The following is a 16,564-nucleotide window of genomic DNA, read 5'->3' as shown; positions in this document are numbered from 1 at the left end:
GCGGCTACTTCGGGCCGAAGGTGAGGACGAGCTGCGGAGCGGCGTCCGCTGCCGTCGACTCCATGGACCAGATCCACAGCGGGTCGGTGCCCGTGCTCGTCAGCGCCAGGCTGTAGGCGGTGCCCAGCACCGGGGTGAGCGCGGCGGTGTCCAGCGGGGTGCTCTGGATCGCCGAGCCGTCCGGCACGCTCGCGAACGCGCCGAGCTCGGTGGTGCCGAGGGCGGGCTTGGTGGTGAAGGTCGTGCTCGCGCCGCTCCAGGTGCCGGTGACCGGGACCACGGAGATCTTGTCGGTCGTACCGGCGTTCGCCTGGGTCGACGTCTTGATCTGGAGCGAGGCGGACTTCAGCACCTGCCCGGCCGGCGCGGCCGGCAGGTTGAAGCGCAGGTACGTCTCGTACGCCGACGTGCCGCGGACGGCCAGCGAGGTGGTCGCACCGTTGGCAGCGCTGGGGGCGCCCTGGTTGACGTAGGTGTCCTCGCTCGCGGAGACCTTGGAGACCGAGTCGGACGGCGCCTTGGCCAGGTCGAAGTGGCTCTTGGCCTGGGCCGCGGTGAGCGCCTTCGGGTAGACGGCCGTCTCGTCGATCTGGCCGGCGAAGAAGTTGCTCGTCGGCTTGGTCGGCCAGCCGCCGAGGTTGTCGCCGCCGACGTGCCAGAAGCCCTCGTACGAGACCGCGCTGGTGACGTTGCTCAGCGTGCCCTTGCTCTGTCCGTCGACGATCAGCTCCATGCCGCCGGCGCCCATGCTGCCGACGACGTGGTGCCACTTGTTGTCGTTGTACGTGTCGAACAGGCCGGTGGTGATGGTGCGGGCCGAGCCGTTGCTGACGCCGAAGACCAGACGACCGGTGTTGGTCATGTAGATCTGCTTGTCGTACGAGCCGCTGCTGCGGTCCGTGTTGTTGCCGAAGCCGATCAGCTTGCCGCCGCGCGTGGTGCCGGTCTTGAACCAGGTCTCGACCGCGAACGCGCTGCCCACCGTCTGGCGGTGGTCGCTGTACACCTGCTGGCTGGTGCCGTTGAAGCCCATCGCCGTGCTGGCACCGCTGATCGCGCCGGGCGTCTGGCGCAGGGCCGGGGCGTTGAGCTGCACTCCGCTGGTGTTGCCGGCGACCGAGGAGTCGGCGACGTACGGGCTGACGGTGTCGTCGTAGCGCCAGTACAGGGTGGCGCCGTCGGCGCGGACCTGGTCCGGGTACGACTGGACCGAGGTCGGGACGGTGACCGCGGCGTTGGCCGACAGGGCGCTGGTGTTGCCCGCCGCGTCGGTGGCCGTCACGCGGTAGGTGTACGACTGGCCGGCCTTGACCGTGGTGTCGGTCCAGGAGGCCTGCGGACGCTGCCACTCCAGGGACTCGGCGGCGACGGTGGCGATGGGGCTGGACGAGCCGTTGCGGTAAATCCGGTACGTCAGCTTGCTGTCGTCGGCGTCGTAGCTGGTGCGCCAGCGGACCTGGACCTCGCCGGGCTTGACGCTGCCGGCGCTCGCGACCGGGGTGGTCGGGGCGCCGACGTCGCCGGTGGAGGCGAAGCGGGTGAGCGCCTGCTGGGGTCGGCCGTTGATGGCGGTGAACTCACCGCCGGCCCACATGTACTTGACGTCGTTCTTCTCGGCGATGGTCATGGCGCGCGGGCCGATGCCCTCGCCGATGCCGTCGTTGGCGGTGGGGTGCCAGCCGAGCTTGCGCGGGCTGCGCACGAAGCCGTCCACGGGCGCGGGGGCGGCGCCTTCGTAGTTGGTCAGCTGCGCGTTGAAGAAGTTGCGCTTGCCGTCGGGGAACTGTCCCTCCAGCGAGCAGTCGTGCGCGTGCGAGGAGCTGTAGAGGACTCCGTCGTACGGCAGGACGGCCTGGGTCGCGCCGAGGCAGCGGTCGCGCCACTTCTCGCTGAAGTCGCTGAGGTTCAGGCCGATGCGGCCGTCGAAGACGCCGCCGCCGGAGCCCTCGTTGCCGGTGTAGAAGCCGGTCGCGTCGGTGGCGATGTCCTTGACCACGGAGTTCGACGGGATGTTGCTGTACGTCTTGGTGACCGCGCCGGTGGTGGCGTTCACGACGGCCAGGGCGTGCGTGCTCTTGCCGTTGACGTCGAAGAAGTCACCGCCCAGCAGGACGTTCTTGCCGTCCGGGGTGACCTCGACCGCGCGGCCGGGCTCGTCGGCGTTGGCGGTGAAGGGCTTGAGGGCGCCGGAGCCGGTGTCCACGGCGGCGAACCGCTCGCGGGTCTGGCCCTCGACGGTGCCGAAGTCGCCGGCCGCGTAGACGGTGTCGTCGGTGACGGCGAGGCCGCGCACGGTGGCGGGGAAGCCCGGGTGGAAGGCGGCCTTGGGGGTGCAGGTCGCGATGTCGATCGCGGCCAGGCTGGAGACCGGGGTGCCGTTGACGGCGCCGAAGTACCCGCCCGCGTAAAGGGTCTTCTTGTCCTTGGAGACTTCGAGGGCGCGCACGGTCGCGCTGCCGTCGCCGATGGTGAAGGCGAGCTTGCACGAGGTCGGGTTGCCCGTCGCGGCGTCGAGCGCCACGAAGTTGACCGCCTCCTGCTCGGCACCGCTGGTGCCGTCGGGCGGGCGGACGGCGGAGAAGGTGCCGCCGGCGAAGACGGTCCCGTTGGCCTGGGCCATCGCAAAGACGACGCCGTTGGGCTGCCAGGTGGGCAGCTCGTCGGCGGTGAATGCCACGGGAGGCGTGATGGCGGACGCCTCGGGCATCAGCACCAGACCTATGCCGGTGCCGGCGCCGGCCAGTGACAGGACGAGGGCAGCAGTCAGCCCTCTGGATCTACGCATGAGCCCCCCAGGGCAGTTGCCCGGTTTGATGGCTTGAACTATCCGAACAGCCATATGTACTGGCGCAGACTAGGGCTCGCGTGAGGACCCGGTCACCTCCCTTGACCCATTGCATACCAACTTGGAATGAACGGTTCAGGCTGGAGGGCGCACAGCGGACATACGACGGGTTTGCTCCGGCCACACCCACCGATACCAGTGGAGATGACCGGGACACGGCAAATCGTAGGGGAAATATAAGGCCTTCAGCGGTCGATGCGGACCGTCGCGCCCGCCAGCTGGTCCTCGACCTGCCGGATGTCGGCATCGACCATGATCTGCGCCAGCTCGGCCACGAGGACCGTCGGCTTCCAGCCAAGCAGTTCGTTGGCCTTGGAGGCGTCCCCGATAAGGGCGTCGACCTCGCTCGGGCGCTCGTACTTCGGGTCGTAGCGCACGTGTTCGGCCCAGTCGAGGCCCGCGTGGGCGAAGGAGGACTCCACGAACTCGCGGACCGTGGCGGCCACGCCCGTGGCGACGACGTAGTCGGTCGGCTCGTCCTGCTGGAGCATCCGCCACATGGCGTCCACGTACTCGGGGGCGTAGCCCCAGTCGCGGACCGCGTCGAGGTTGCCCAGGTAGAGGTGCTCCTGGAGGCCGGCCTTGATCCGGGCCACCGCGCGGGTGATCTTGCGGGTCACGAAGGTCTCGCCGCGGCGCGGGGACTCGTGGTTGAAGAGGATCCCGTTGACGGCGAACATGTCGTACGCCTCGCGGTAGTTCACCGTCGTCCAGTACGCGAACACCTTCGCGGCTCCGTACGGGCTGCGCGGGTGGAACGGGGTCTTCTCGTTCTGCGGGGGCGGGGTGGCCCCGAACATCTCGGAGGACGAGGCCTGGTAGATCCGGGTGTCCACGCCGCTGGCCCGGATCGCCTCCAGGAGGCGCAGGGCGCCGAGCCCGGTCACGTCCCCGGTGTAGAGGGGGGCGTCGAAGGACACCCGCACGTGCGACTGGGCGCCGAGGTTGTAGACCTCGTCGGGCCGGATCTCGCGGAGCAGGTTCACGAGCGCGACGCCGTCGGAGAGGTCGGCGTGGTGCAGGACGAAGGACCGGTTCGCGGTCTGCGGGTCCTGGTAGATGTGGTCGATCCGCTCGGTGTTGAAGCTGGAGGACCGCCGCACCAGGCCGTGCACCGTGTAGCCCTTGGAGAGCAGCAGCTCGGAGAGGTACGAGCCGTCCTGCCCGGTGACGCCGGTTATGAGTGCGGTCTTGCCCATCTGGGGTCCCCCTGGGGATCGTGTCGGTCTGTTCTGGTGAGCGGGGCCCCGCCCCAGCCGCCCCACCCGTACGAGGCTGGATGCGTACCGTACACGGCCCCGCACCCGCCCCCTTCGCCCGGATTCCGCTCGCGGCGGCCGGGCGGCCCCGTCCGGCGGCCGGACCTCGTCCGCACCCCGCCGCGGCGGACTGGCATCATCGGCGGTATGACAAGTTCGCTGCCGCTCCTGCCCCCGAACGCCCGCGTCTTCGTCGCGGGCCACCGCGGCCTCGTGGGCTCCGCGGTCGCCCGCCGGCTCACCGCCGACGGCCACGAGGTGCTCACCCGGGGCCGCGCCGACCTCGACCTGCGCGACGCCGCCGCCACGGAGGCGTACCTGAGGGACGTCCGCCCCGACGCCGTCGTGCTGGCGGCGGCCAAGGTGGGCGGGATCATGGCCAACAGCACCTACCCGGTGCAGTTCCTGGAGGACAACCTCAAGATCCAGCTCAGCGTCATCGGCGGCGCGCACGCCGCCGGGGTCGGCCGCCTGCTGTTCCTGGGCTCCTCCTGCATCTACCCGAAGCTGGCGCCGCAGCCCATCAGCGAGGACGCCCTGCTGACGGGCCCGCTGGAGCCGACCAACGAGGCGTACGCCCTGGCGAAGATCGCCGGGATCGTCCAGGTCCAGTCGTACCGCAAGCAGTACGGGGCCTCGTACATCTCGGCGATGCCCACGAACCTCTACGGTCCGGGCGACAACTTCGACCTGGAGACCTCGCACGTCCTGCCCGCCCTGATCCGGCGCTTCCACGAGGCCGCCGCCGAGGGCCGCGAGGAGGTCACTCTGTGGGGCAGCGGCACGCCGCGCCGCGAGTTCCTGCACGTGGACGACCTGGCGGCCGCCTGCGCGGTGCTGCTGGGCGGCTACGACGGGGACGAGCCGGTCAACATCGGCTGCGGCGAGGACCTCACCATCAAGGCCCTCGCCGAGACCGTCGCCGAAGTGACCGGCTTCCGCGGCCGGCTCGCCTGGGACACGTCCAAGCCGGACGGCACGCCGCGCAAGCTCCTCGACGTCACCCGCCTGACCTCGCTGGGCTGGAAGCCGGAGATCGGGCTGCGGGACGGGATCGCCGCCACCTACCGGTGGTGGCGCGAGCAGGGCTGAACGCACGTGCCGGCAACCCCTTAGTACGCTCCGCGGCCGTCGACGACGGCTCGGAGGGTACGGCCCATGACGTCGACGTCGCTGGTGAAGGACCAGTTGTCGACGTACTGCAGGTCGAGCTGGATCGTCTCGTCCCAGGAGAGGTCCGAGCGTCCGCTGATCTGCCACAGCCCGGTCATGCCCGGACGCACGGTGAGCCGGCGCAGTTCGACCTCGTCGTACTGGGCCACCTCCTCCGGCAGCGGCGGGCGCGGGCCGACCAGTGACATGTGCCCGCTCAACACGTTGAACAGCTGCGGCAGTTCGTCCATGGAGGTGCGGCGCAGCAGCCGGCCCACCCGTGTCACCCGGGGGTCGCGGCGGATCTTGAACATCAGGCCGTCGTTCTCGTTGGCCCCGGACAGCTCGTGCTTCAGCCGGTCCGCGTCCACGACCATGGTGCGGAACTTCCACATGACGAACGGGACGCCGTCGCGCCCGATGCGCCGCTGTCGGTAGAACGCCGGGCCGCGCGAGCCGAGCCGGATCGCCAGGACGATGCCGAGGAAGACCGGCGAGAGCAGCAGCAGCCCGACGGCCGCCCCCGTGCGGTCGAGGACCGACTTGAGCAGGGTCTGCACGCCCCGGCCAACGGGCGGCGCCACCCGCAGGACGGCGAGACCGCCCGCGGACAGGGTCTCCAACCGCTTGACGGAGACCTCCACGAGCCCGGGGAAGACGGCGAGTTCCAGCCCCGCGTCGTGCAGCGCCCAGGCGACCTTGCGCAGCCGCTCCCCCGCGATCCGCGCGCCCGGGGCGACCAGGACGAGGTCGGCGTGGTGGCTGCGGACGGCGCCGAGGACGGCGGCGGAGTCCGCGTTCGGGGCATCGGGCACGGTCTCTTCGAGCCGGGCCGCGACGGGCACCCCGCCTTCGAGCGGACCGGCGCCGACCGGCACCACGCCGACGACCACGTAGGGGTGGTCGGTGCGCGCGGCCAGGTGTTCGATGACGGCCCCGGCAGCGCCGGGTTCGCCGACCACCAGCACCCGGCTGACGGCGTGCGCCTCGCGGCGGGCCGCCGAGAGGTGGCGGTAGGTCAGCTTGTGGCAGGCCACGGTGATGAGGAGGGCGGGCACCAGGGCGCCGAGCGCGGACAGCCGCGGGGTGCTCTCGCCGGTCACTACGCGGGCCACGGCCAGAACACCGATGAGAATCAGCCAGTCGTGCAGGACGGGCAGCACTCCGCGGGATTCTCCCAGCGCGCGCGAGGCGTAGCGCCGGCGCACCGCCTGCACCCCGGTCCAGGCGAGCGCGGCGCCGAGGGCGCAGTACACCGGCCGGACCTGCTGCGCCGCCTGGAAGACCAGCCCTACGGGGATCGCGGCGCCGAGGAAGTCGGCCGTGAGGGCAGCGGGCAGGTACCAGCGGGCCTTGTCGCCGATCCGCCTCGCCGGGGCTGCCGCGAGCCCCGCGGTCGCTGCTGCCGCTCCGGCCAGTCTTTGCGCAGGAAAATGGACATGCCTCATGGGCCCCCCTGGCACGTGGTCTATGACAGTGGCGCGTGCCCGCGGCTTCCCCTGGCTCCGGACAACTGGCGCACCGGGAAACAGTACGACAAACACCCGTACGACAAATGCCGATTGCGCGAACGAGACCTCTTGTTGCGCAAGTGTTAGCAACCGGTACCAACCGTTCCAGATATCGGAGCCCCCTTTCGCACGCGAAGGTGAATGGTCCGGATACCGGATACGTCTCGTCGGTCAACGAACCGTTTCCAGCCAACATTTTGACGCGGCCCTGACATCGACGCCCGCAGCTGGCACTCTTCGATCCGTTCTCCGCACCAGCCTGCTCTGCCCGGAGGCCCACCCAGCCGTCCGGAACCCCTTGCAGAAGGAGTCTGCGTTGAGTCACACCCCCCACAGGCGTGCCACCGCGGCCGGCGCTCTCGTCGCCGCCGCCGCACTGCTCGCCGTCGGCATCCAGGCCGGCACCGCCAGCGCCGACGCCACCGCGTCGCAGGCACGCAACGCCGCTCAGCCCAACCCGGGCGCGTCTGCCGTCAACCTCAGTCCGTCCGAGCGTGCGACGCTCATAGCGGACGCCAACTCGACCACCGTCCAGGCGGCCAAGGCCCTCGGCCTCGGCGAGCAGGAGAAGCTGGTCGTACGCGACGTCGTCAAGGACGCCGACGGCACCACGCACACCACGTACGAGCGCACCTACGGCGGACTCCCCGTGCTCGGCGGCGACCTGACGGTCCATGCCAAGGGCGGCGTCACCAAGAGCATCACCAAGGCGACCAACCACGAGATCAAGGTCGCGGACACCACCGCGACCGTGACCCCGGCCGGCGCCGAGGGCCAGGCCGTCTCGGCGGCGAACGCCGCGGGCTCCAAGGACGCCAAGGCGTCCAAGAGCGCCCGCAAGGTGATCTGGGCCGCCGAGGGCGCCCCCGTCCTCGCCTACGAGACCGTCGTCGGCGGCCTCCAGGACGACGGCACCCCGAGCGAACTGCACGTGGTCACCGACGCCAAGACCGGCGCGAAGATCACCCAGTGGCAGGCCATCGAGACCGGCACCGGCAACACCATGTACAGCGGCCAGGTCACGATGGGCACCTCGCAGTCGGGCAGCAACTACACGCTGACCGACGCCGGGCGCGGCAACCACAAGACGTACGACCTCAACGGCGGCAGCTCCGGCACCGGCAGCCTCTTCACCAACACGACCGACGTGTGGGGCAACGGCGCCGCGTCCAACCGCGCGACCGCCGGTGCCGACGCGCACTACGGCGCACAGCTGACGTGGGACTACTACAAGAACGTGCACGGCCGCAACGGCCTGCGCAACGACGGCGTGGCCCCGTACAGCCGGGTCCACTACGGCAACGCGTACGTGAACGCGTTCTGGGACGACTCCTGCTTCTGCATGACGTACGGCGACGGTACGAGCAACACGCACCCGCTGACGTCCATCGACGTGGCCGCCCACGAGATGACCCACGGCCTCACCTCGGTCACCGGCAACATGACCTACAGCGGTGAGCCCGGCGGCCTGAACGAGGCGACCTCCGACATCATGGCGGCGAACGTCGAGTTCTACGCCAACAACCCGCAGGACGTCGGCGACTACCTGGTCGGCGAGAAGATCGACATCAACGGCGACGGCACCCCGCTGCGCTACATGGACAAGCCGAGCAAGGACGGCGGCTCCAAGGACGCGTGGTACTCGGGCATCGGCGGCATCGACGTCCACTACTCCTCGGGCCCGGCCAACCACGTCTACTACCTGATGTCCGAGGGCTCCGGCGCCAAGGTCATCAACGGCGTGAGCTACAACTCGCCGACCTCCGACGGCCTCCCGGTCACCGCGATCGGCCGTGACGCCGCCGCGAAGATCTGGTTCCGCGCGCTGACGGTGGGCTACTTCAAGTCGAACACCAACTACGCGGCCGCCCGTACGGCGACCCTCCAGGCCGCCGCCGACCTGTACGGCCAGGGCTCGACCACGTACAACAACGTGGCCAACGCCTGGGCGGGCATCAACGTCGGCGCCCGCATCGTCTCCGGCGTCTCGGTCACCCCGATCGCCACCCAGACCACCCAGATCAACACCGCCGTGAGCCTGCAGGTCCAGGCGACCAGCACCAACCCGGGTGCGCTGAGCTACGCGGCGACCGGCCTGCCGGCCGGCCTGTCGATCAACTCCTCGACCGGTCTGATCTCGGGTACGGCCACCACCGCGGGCACGTACAACGTGACGGTGACCGTGACCGACTCGGCGAGCAAGACGGGCACGGCGTCCTTCACCTGGGCCGTCGGCACGTCCCAGCAGAACGTGTTCGAGAACACGAACGACTACCAGATCGCGGACAACGCGACCGTCGAGTCGCCGATCGCCGTGACCCGCACGGGCAACGCCCCGAGCACCCTCAAGGTGGACGTGAACATCGTCCACACCTACGTCGGTGACCTCGTGGTCGACCTCGTCGCCCCCGACGGCTCCGTCTACAACCTGCGCAACCGCAGCGGCGGCAGCGCGGACAACATCGTCCAGAGCTTCACCGTGAACGCCTCCTCCGAGGTCGCCCAGGGCACCTGGAAGCTCCGCGTCCGGGACGCCGCCAGCCTGGACACCGGCTACATCAACAGCTGGAAGCTCACCTTCTGACCCCACCGGGGCAGGTGAAGCCGATCGGCTGACCCCATGAAAGCGCGGGGCCGTCCGGGAGAAACCCTCCCGGACGGCCCTGTTCCATGTGCCCGTGCGGTAGGGGACCCGCTCCCCCGCCGAGCCGGGACCTTCGGCGAGCGACCGTCCCCGGGCCCGGGCGCCGGAGACCGGAACGGAAGCCCGCGAGGGCCCGGCACCTCGTGGGTGCCGGGCCCTCGCGCTCAGCGGGTCCGGAGGTCAGCCCCTGCCGCGGAAGATGAAGTCGAAGAGGTCGTGGCCGCCCTTGTGGTGCTCCTGGTGCCGGCCGTGCTCCTTGCCCTCGTCCTGGCCGTGCTCCTCCTGCTTGCCCTGCTCCTTGCCCTCGTCCTGGCCGTGCTCCTGCTGCTTGCCCTGCTCCTTGCCCTCGTCCTGGCCGTGCTCCTCCTGCTTGCCCTGCTCCTTGCCCTCGTCCTGGCCGTGCTCCTCCTGCTTGCCCTGCTCCTGCCCGGGCTGGTCCATCGGGGTCCGGTGCGAGCGGAAGTCGTCTTCGTCGTCGCGCCAGTCGTCACGGCGGTTGTCGCCCAAGTCGTCGCGGCGGTTGTCGCCCCAGTCGTCACGGCGGCCGTGGGTCGGCACGAAGCTCACCGAGAGGACCTCGACGTTGTACACCGTGTCGCCCGGCTGCAGCTCGCGCTCCACCCGGCCGCCGCACGCGTGGTTCGGGTAGAGCAGGGCCCGCGATTCGGTGTCGTTGTGGACCGCCGTCGCAGGGCGGTTGCGCGAGGTGCCCGTCAACTCGTAGCAGGTGTCGTTGTCCGACGGGCGGATCTGCGCCCGCTCGTCGTTGTCGATGATGTACTGCAGCCGGCCGAGGTCGTCGTGGCCGCCGGCCAGCGACGGGCCGGCGGTCGGCAGGACGAGGGTGAGAGCGCCGAGGAGCGCTACGGCGGTGGGGCGAAGACGCATGGGAAGGCAGTCCGTTCTGTGGGCATTTGAATGCCGGTCCAGTGGCATCCAGCGGGCAGCGTAGGAGCGCCGGCCCATGCCGGAACGTTTCGGCATGCGCAGCACGTTCGAAGGTTCACCCGCCCGCACCCGCTACGCGGATGCGCGTTCGGATGCCGGAGCACCGGCGGCGGCCGGGCCCGCGAGCGGCGCCGATGCACGGGCCGGGGCCTGCCCCGGAGCCTTCGTACGGACCATCACCAGCACCAGCAGCGCCCCCGCCAGCCCCATCAGCCCCGAGACCAGGAACGTCCCCCGCAGCCCGCTCGCGAAGGCCTCCTCCACCCAGACCCTGGCCGCCGGCCCCGCCGCCAGCAGCTGCCCGGCCCGCCCGGAGGCCAGCGCCTCGGCCGTGCCGTGCCCCTGGCCGGTGCCGCTGAGACCGTCCCGCAGCCCGGCCTGGAAGACCGCGCCGAGCACCGCGATGCCGAGCGCCATGCCCAGCTGCCGCGCGGTGTTCAGGGCCCCGCCGGCCATGCCGGCCCGGGACGGGGCCACGGCCCCCATCGCGGCGGCCGCCAGCGCCGGGGTCGCCATGCCCACGCCGAGCCCGGTCACCACCAGCCCGGGGACCAAGGCCGCCCAGCCGTCGCCCGCGTCCGTCATCCAGGCCTGGAGGAGCGCGCCCGCACCGATCAGCAGCAGCCCGCCGCCGATGGTCAGCCGCGCCGGAGCCCCGTGCAGCAGCCGCCCGGCCACCGCGGAGACGGCGAACGAGGAGATGCTCAGCGGCACCAGCACCAGCCCGGCGGAGACCGGGCCCATCCCCTCCGCGGACTGCAGCCACAAGGAGACGTACATCAGGTACGAGAACGCCGCGCCGGACAGCAGCAGCGCCCCGGCCATGACGCCGACGAAGGAGCGGCTGCGGAACAGCGAGAGGTCCAGCATCGGGTGGGAACTGCGCAGTTCGACCAGGACGAAGGCGGCGAAGGCGGCCGCGCCGAGGCCGAACAGGCCGAGGGTGGCGGCGCCGGTCCAGCCGTTCTCGCCGACCCGGATCAGCGCGTACGTGACGGCCGCCGCGCCCGTGGTGAACGCGGCCATGCCGGGCAGGTCGAGGCCCTTGGCCCGCGGATCGCGGGACTCGGCGACCGACATGAGGGTCACGTAGACGGCCAGGGCGCAGACGGGGAGGTTGATGAAGAAGATCCAGCGCCAGCCGAAGTGCTCGGTGAGCAGCCCGCCGATGATCGGGCCGGCCGCGGCGGCGGCGCCGTTGACCGCGCCCCAGACGCCGAAGGCGACCCCGCGGTCGCGGCCCTGGTACGCGCTGCTGAGCAGGGCCATGGTGGTGGCGAACATCGCGGCGCCGCCGATGCCCTGGACGGCGCGGAAGGCGATCAGCGCGGCCGGGCCGCCGGCCAGACCGCAGGCGAGCGAAGCGGCGGCGAAGACCCCGAGCCCGCCGAGGTAGACGCGGCGGCGGCCGATCCGGTCGGCGAGCGAGCCGGCGCCGAGCAGCAGCGCGGCGAGGGCCAGGGCGTAGACGTCCATGACCCATTGGAGGCCGGCGAAACCGGTGTGCATGTCGGCGGCCATGTCGGGCAGGGCGACCATCACGATCGTGACGTCGACCAGGAGCATGAACGCCCCGAGGCACACCGCGGTGAGCGGGAGCCATTTACGCATGGGAGAACTCCTCGGGACCCGGAGGCCCGGCAGGGGGTGGGGTGGCTGTGGCTGTGGCTGTGGCTGTGGCTGTGGTTCCAAACTCCCATCCGGACGGAAGATCCCCCACCCAGACCCCCGTGCCTGCCGGATTTCACCCATCACCACCCCTGTCATGATGGAAACCATGACCACGCCCGTACAGCTGGACGACCTCGACCGCGCCCTGATGCAGGCCCTGACGATCGACGGCCGGGCCGCGTTCAGCAGGATCGCCGAGGTGCTGGAGGTCTCGGACCAGACGGTGGTGCGCCGCTACCGCCGGCTGCGGACCTCGGGCCTGCTCCGGGTGGTCGGGCTGCCCCTGGGCAACCGGGTCGGGCTCTTCGAATCCTGGCTGCGCGTGCAGTGCGCGCCGGACGCCGCGCTCGCGGTGGCCGAGGCGCTGGCCCGGCGGCCGGACATCTCCTGGGTGAAGCTCGGCTCCGGCGGCACCGAGATCAACTGCCTGACCAAGGCCCGGACCCGGCAGGACCGCGACGGCCTGCTGCTGGACAAGCTCCCGCGCACCCGCCGGGTGACCGGGGTCAGCGCCCACACCATCCTGCGGGTCTACATCGGCGGCCCGGCGCAGTGGTGCGGTCTGGACGTCCTGCGGCCCGGGCAGATCGCGGCGCTGGAACGGCCGCCGGCGCGGATCCCCGTGGTGCGCGGGCCGGAGCAGGAGCGGTACGCCCTGGACGAAGCCGAACTCGCGCTGCTGGCGGTGCTCGCCCAGGACGGCCGGGCCGGCTATCCGGAGCTGGCGCGCGCCTCGGGCCTGTCGGAGTCCACCGCCCGCCGCAGGCTGGACCGGCTGCGGGAGCTTCGGGCGCTCTACTTCGACGTGGAGTTCGTCCCGTCGGCCCTGGGCTTCGAGGCGGAGGCGACGCTGCTGCTGACCGCGGCCCCGGCCCGGTTGGCGGAGGCGGGCGCCGCGCTCGCCGCGCACCCGGAGGTGCCCTTCGCGGCCGCGGTGACCGGCACGGCCAACCTGATGGCGGTGGTGGTGTGCCGGGACACCGACGCCCTGTACACGTACATGACGGAGCGGATCGGCGCGGTGCCCGGCGTCCAGCACCTGGAAGTGATCCCGACCCTGCGCAACATCAAGCGGGCCGGGATGCTGGTGGAGGGCGGGCGGCTGGTCGATCCGCCGCCCGCCCCCTGACCCCGGAACCGGGGCCCGGAGCCCGGGCCCCGTCGGCTCGGGGCCGCTAGCGCAGGAGTACGCCGCCCCCCGCGCCCGCGTCACCGGCCGATTCGGTGTCCGCCGGGGCCGCGACCAGCCCCAGTTCGGCCGGTGTCGCCAGCATCGGGTGCGCGGGCAGGATCCGGACGGTGTACCCGTAGGGCCCCGTGCGGTCGAGGGCCAGCGGGCCCTCGTACATCCAGCGCCCTTCCAGGTCGGGCCCGGCGGTCGGCTTGAGCGGGAAGGACCGCCCGTCGCGGATCACGTCCTGCGGATCCACCCGCCCGGCGACGGCCTGCACCTCGACGTCCTCGGGCGTGAGCGCGTCCAGCGCCACCCGCACGCGCAGCGTGAGGGTGGCCCCGAGCTCGGCGGTGCCGTTCACCGGAGCGGCGGCCAGCGCCTCCACGTGCTCGACGACGACCCGCGGCCAGGCCGCCCGGACGCGGCCCTTCCACCAGGCCAGGTCCCGTGCCGCGTCCGCGTCCAGACCCCGGTGGGCGCGCGCGGCCGGTGCGTACAGCCGCTCCACGTACTCCCGCACCATGCGGCCCGCGAGCACCTTGGGCCCCAGCGAGACGAGGGTGCGCCGGACCATCTCGATCCACCGCACCGGCAGTCCGCTGCGCCCGGCCCGGTCGTAGAACCGCGGCGCGACCCGGTCCTCGATCAACTCGTACAGGGCGCCCGCCTCCAGGTCGTCGCGCCGGTCCTCGTCCGTCCCGAGCCCGTCGGCCGTCGGAATGGCCCAGCCGAAGTCCGGTTCGAACCATTCGTCCCACCAGCCGTCCAGCACGGACAGGTTGAGGCAGCCGTTGAGCGCCGCCTTCATCCCGCTGGTCCCGCAGGCCTCCAGCGGCCGCAGCGGGTTGTTCAGCCAGACGTCGCAGCCCGGGTAGAGCTTCTGCGCCATGGCCATGCCGTAGTCGGGCAGGAAGACGATCCGGTGCCGCACCCTCGGATCGTCGGAGAACCGCACCAGCTCCTGCACGAGCCGCTTGCCCCCGTCGTCGGCCGGGTGCGCCTTGCCCGCGACGACGATCTGCACGGGCCGGTCCGGGTGGAGCAGCAGCGCGCGCAGCCGCTCGGGGTCGCGCAGCATCAGCGTGAGCCGCTTGTACGAGGGCACGCGCCGGGCGAACCCGATGGTGAGCACGTCCGGGTCGAGTACGGAGTCCACCCAGCCGAGTTCGGCCTCCGCGGCCCCGCGCTGGAGCCACGAGGCCCGCAGCCGGTCGCGCACCTCCTGCACCAGCTGCTCGCGCAGCACGCGCCGCAGGTCCCAGACGTCCTGGTCCGCGATGTCGGCGACCGCGTCCCAGCGCTGGGAGCCGCCGACCGACAGCGCGTCCTCGGTCCGCCCGGCGCCGATCTGGCGGACGCCGAGGCGGACCACCTCGGGGGCCACCCAGGTCGGGGCGTGCACGCCGTTGGTCACGGAGGTGATCGGCACGTCGGCCGGGTCGAAGCCCGGCCACAGCCCGGCGAACATTCCGCGGCTGACCGCCCCGTGCAGGGTGGAGACGCCGTTGGCCCGCTGGGCCAGGCGAAGCCCCATCACCGCCATGTTGAAGACCCCGGGGTCGCCTCCGGGGTAGGACTCGGCGCCCAGTTCCAGGATCCGGTCGACCGGCAGGGCGGCCAGCTCCGCGCCGGGTCCGAAGTGCCGGGCGACCAGGGCGCGCTCGAACCGGTCGATGCCGGCGGGCACCGGCGTGTGCGTGGTGAACACCGTGCCGGCGCGCACCGCCTCGACGGCGGCCTCGAAGCCGAGCCCCTGCTCCCCTTCCAGTTCCCTTATGCGTTCGAGTCCGAGGAAGCCGGCGTGTCCCTCGTTCGTGTGGAACACCTCGGGGTCGGGATGCCCGGTGATCCGGCAGTACGTGCGCACCGCGCGCACGCCTCCGATGCCGAGCAGCATCTCCTGGAGGAGGCGGTGGTCGCTGCCGCCGCCGTAGAGCCGGTCGGTCACCTCGCGGGCGCCGGAGTCGTTGTCCTCGACGTCGGAGTCGAGGAGCAGCAGCGGTACGCGGCCGACGCGGGCCTGCCAGATGTGCGCGTGCAGGGCCCGGCCGCCGGGCAGGCTCAGGGTCACCCGGGCCGGTGCCCCTTCGCCGTCGCGCAGCAGGGAGACGGGGAGTTCGTTGGGGTCGAGGACGGGATAGTGCTCCTGCTGCCAGCCGTCGCGGGAGAGAGACTGGCGGAAGTAGCCGTGGCGGTAGAGCAGTCCCACTCCGATGAGCGGGACGCCGAGGTCGCTGGCGGCCTTGAGGTGGTCCCCGGCGAGGATCCCGAGCCCGCCGGAGTACTGCGGCAGGGCGGCGGTGATCCCGAACTCGGGGGAGAAATAGGCGATCCCGGCGGGCAGCTCGGCATGGTCCTCGTGGCTCTGGTACCACCTCCCCCCGTGGACGTAGTCGTCGAGGTCGGCGGCGACGACGGCGAGCCGCCGCAGGAACCGCCGGTCGCCGGCCAGTTCCTCAAGGCGGGGTGCGGAGACCGCGCCGAGCAGCCGGACGGGATCGCCGCCGGCGGCCTGCCAGCCCTCGGGGTCGACGGATTGGAAGAGTTCACGGGTCTCGGAATGCCAGGACCAGCGCAGATTGCGCGCGAGATCGGCAAGCGGAAGCAATGGTTCCGGGAGGACGGGGCGCACGGTGAATCGACGGATAGCCTTCACACGTTCTACCTTCGCAGGCGATTGCGGATCGAAGCGGCCGCACCACGCTGTGCGTCCGCGCATCACCCCGGGAAGGCTAGCCTCACCGGCCCCCGCGCTGCCACGGTGCCTCGTTCGCCGACCGCCGCCGCCCCGGCCGCCGGGTGCGGTGCACGGGCGGCCGGGGCGGCCGGGTGCCGCGGGTCGGTCGGCGGGCGTCGGGGCCGTGTGCAGCATCCGAGCAGGTCGGTGGTCACGTGGGTGCCGCCGCCTTCGCGGTGGGAGATGCTGACGCCGCCGTCGGCCACCGGGGTGGCGACGTGGCTGGGAACGGTGTCACCTGGACGGGTGTTGAGGCTGCGGGCGCCCGGGCGGGTGACGCCGCATCCGTACGACGGGGTCTTCGAGCCCGCCGTGGGCGATGTCCAGGTCGGCCGTTCCCCGATGTGGAGCCGGACCGGACCGGTCCGGCCCGGCGGGACGGCCTCGGCGGCCGCCGGGACGGTGCGGAACGGCGCTGCCCGTGCACCGGACCCGGCGTCGGGGCAGGCGGCATCGGCCGCGTCGCCGTAGAGCGAGGCGGTGCGTCCGCGGCCGCGGTGCCCGGGACACCGATAAGGGTGACGAGGCCCGCGGTGAGCAGGACCACCGTACGAGTGGCACGCAACAAGAACGATCCGTCGGAAAAAGGGATGCGGATTTCGGACATTCCGGCAGCCGAAACG

The 16,564-nt window shown here is 71.8% G+C and carries 9 protein-coding genes; 3 read left to right on the top strand and 6 right to left on the bottom strand.

Features of this window, described 5'->3' with window-relative positions; translation table 11 throughout:
• Positions 1–4: 4 nt before the first annotated feature.
• On the bottom strand, positions 5–2,785 hold the full coding sequence (locus ACIBAD_RS12325; protein WP_398906223.1) for a LamG-like jellyroll fold domain-containing protein: 2,781 nt from the start codon (positions 2,783–2,785) through the stop codon (positions 5–7).
• A 245-nt stretch (positions 2,786–3,030) separates the two neighbouring features.
• Positions 3,031–4,044, bottom strand: a complete 1,014-nt coding sequence (gene gmd / locus ACIBAD_RS12320) for a GDP-mannose 4,6-dehydratase (RefSeq protein ID WP_030159241.1) — start codon at positions 4,042–4,044, stop codon at positions 3,031–3,033.
• Between the two features lie 207 nt (positions 4,045–4,251).
• On the opposite strand from gmd, the gene ACIBAD_RS12315 reads away from it, so the two are divergent.
• Positions 4,252–5,196, top strand: a complete 945-nt coding sequence (locus ACIBAD_RS12315) for a GDP-L-fucose synthase family protein (protein ID WP_398906221.1) — start codon at positions 4,252–4,254, stop codon at positions 5,194–5,196.
• 20 nt (positions 5,197–5,216) lie between these two features.
• On the opposite strand, the gene ACIBAD_RS12310 is transcribed toward ACIBAD_RS12315, so the two are convergent.
• The gene (locus tag ACIBAD_RS12310) at positions 5,217–6,704 is read right to left on the bottom strand and encodes a sugar transferase (protein WP_134071043.1); all 1,488 of its coding nucleotides are present in this window, start codon (positions 6,702–6,704) and stop codon (positions 5,217–5,219) included.
• A 379-nt stretch (positions 6,705–7,083) separates the two neighbouring features.
• Here ACIBAD_RS12310 and ACIBAD_RS12305 point away from each other — a divergent pair, with 379 nt between their 5' ends.
• Positions 7,084–9,351, top strand: a complete 2,268-nt coding sequence (locus ACIBAD_RS12305; RefSeq protein ID WP_134071045.1) for a M4 family metallopeptidase — start codon at positions 7,084–7,086, stop codon at positions 9,349–9,351.
• Positions 9,352–9,591: 240 nt separating this feature from the next.
• Here ACIBAD_RS12305 and ACIBAD_RS12300 read toward each other — a convergent pair whose 3' ends face one another.
• A complete protein-coding gene (locus tag ACIBAD_RS12300; RefSeq protein WP_398906218.1) occupies positions 9,592–10,299 on the bottom strand; it encodes a hypothetical protein in 708 nt (235 codons plus the stop codon).
• A 132-nt stretch (positions 10,300–10,431) separates the two neighbouring features.
• Complete coding sequence (locus tag ACIBAD_RS12295; protein ID WP_134071049.1) at positions 10,432–11,970, bottom strand: MFS transporter; 1,539 nt, start codon at positions 11,968–11,970, stop codon at positions 10,432–10,434.
• A 166-nt stretch (positions 11,971–12,136) separates the two neighbouring features.
• Between ACIBAD_RS12295 and ACIBAD_RS12290 the strand changes: the two genes are divergently transcribed.
• Positions 12,137–13,159, top strand: coding sequence for an AsnC family transcriptional regulator (locus ACIBAD_RS12290; RefSeq protein ID WP_134071051.1), 1,023 nt, complete (start codon positions 12,137–12,139; stop codon positions 13,157–13,159).
• Between the two features lie 46 nt (positions 13,160–13,205).
• Here the strand turns inward: ACIBAD_RS12290 and glgP are convergent, their stop codons facing one another.
• Positions 13,206–15,860, bottom strand: a complete 2,655-nt coding sequence (gene glgP / locus ACIBAD_RS12285) for an alpha-glucan family phosphorylase (RefSeq protein WP_134071053.1) — start codon at positions 15,858–15,860, stop codon at positions 13,206–13,208.
• Positions 15,861–16,564 lie beyond the last annotated feature (704 nt).

This window comes from Streptomyces sp. NPDC051109 (assembly GCF_044455885.1).
Taxonomy (GTDB): domain Bacteria; phylum Actinomycetota; class Actinomycetes; order Streptomycetales; family Streptomycetaceae; genus Streptomyces.
Note: the sequence above shows the minus strand (reverse complement) of the source record. Positions and strands in the feature narration are given on the sequence as shown.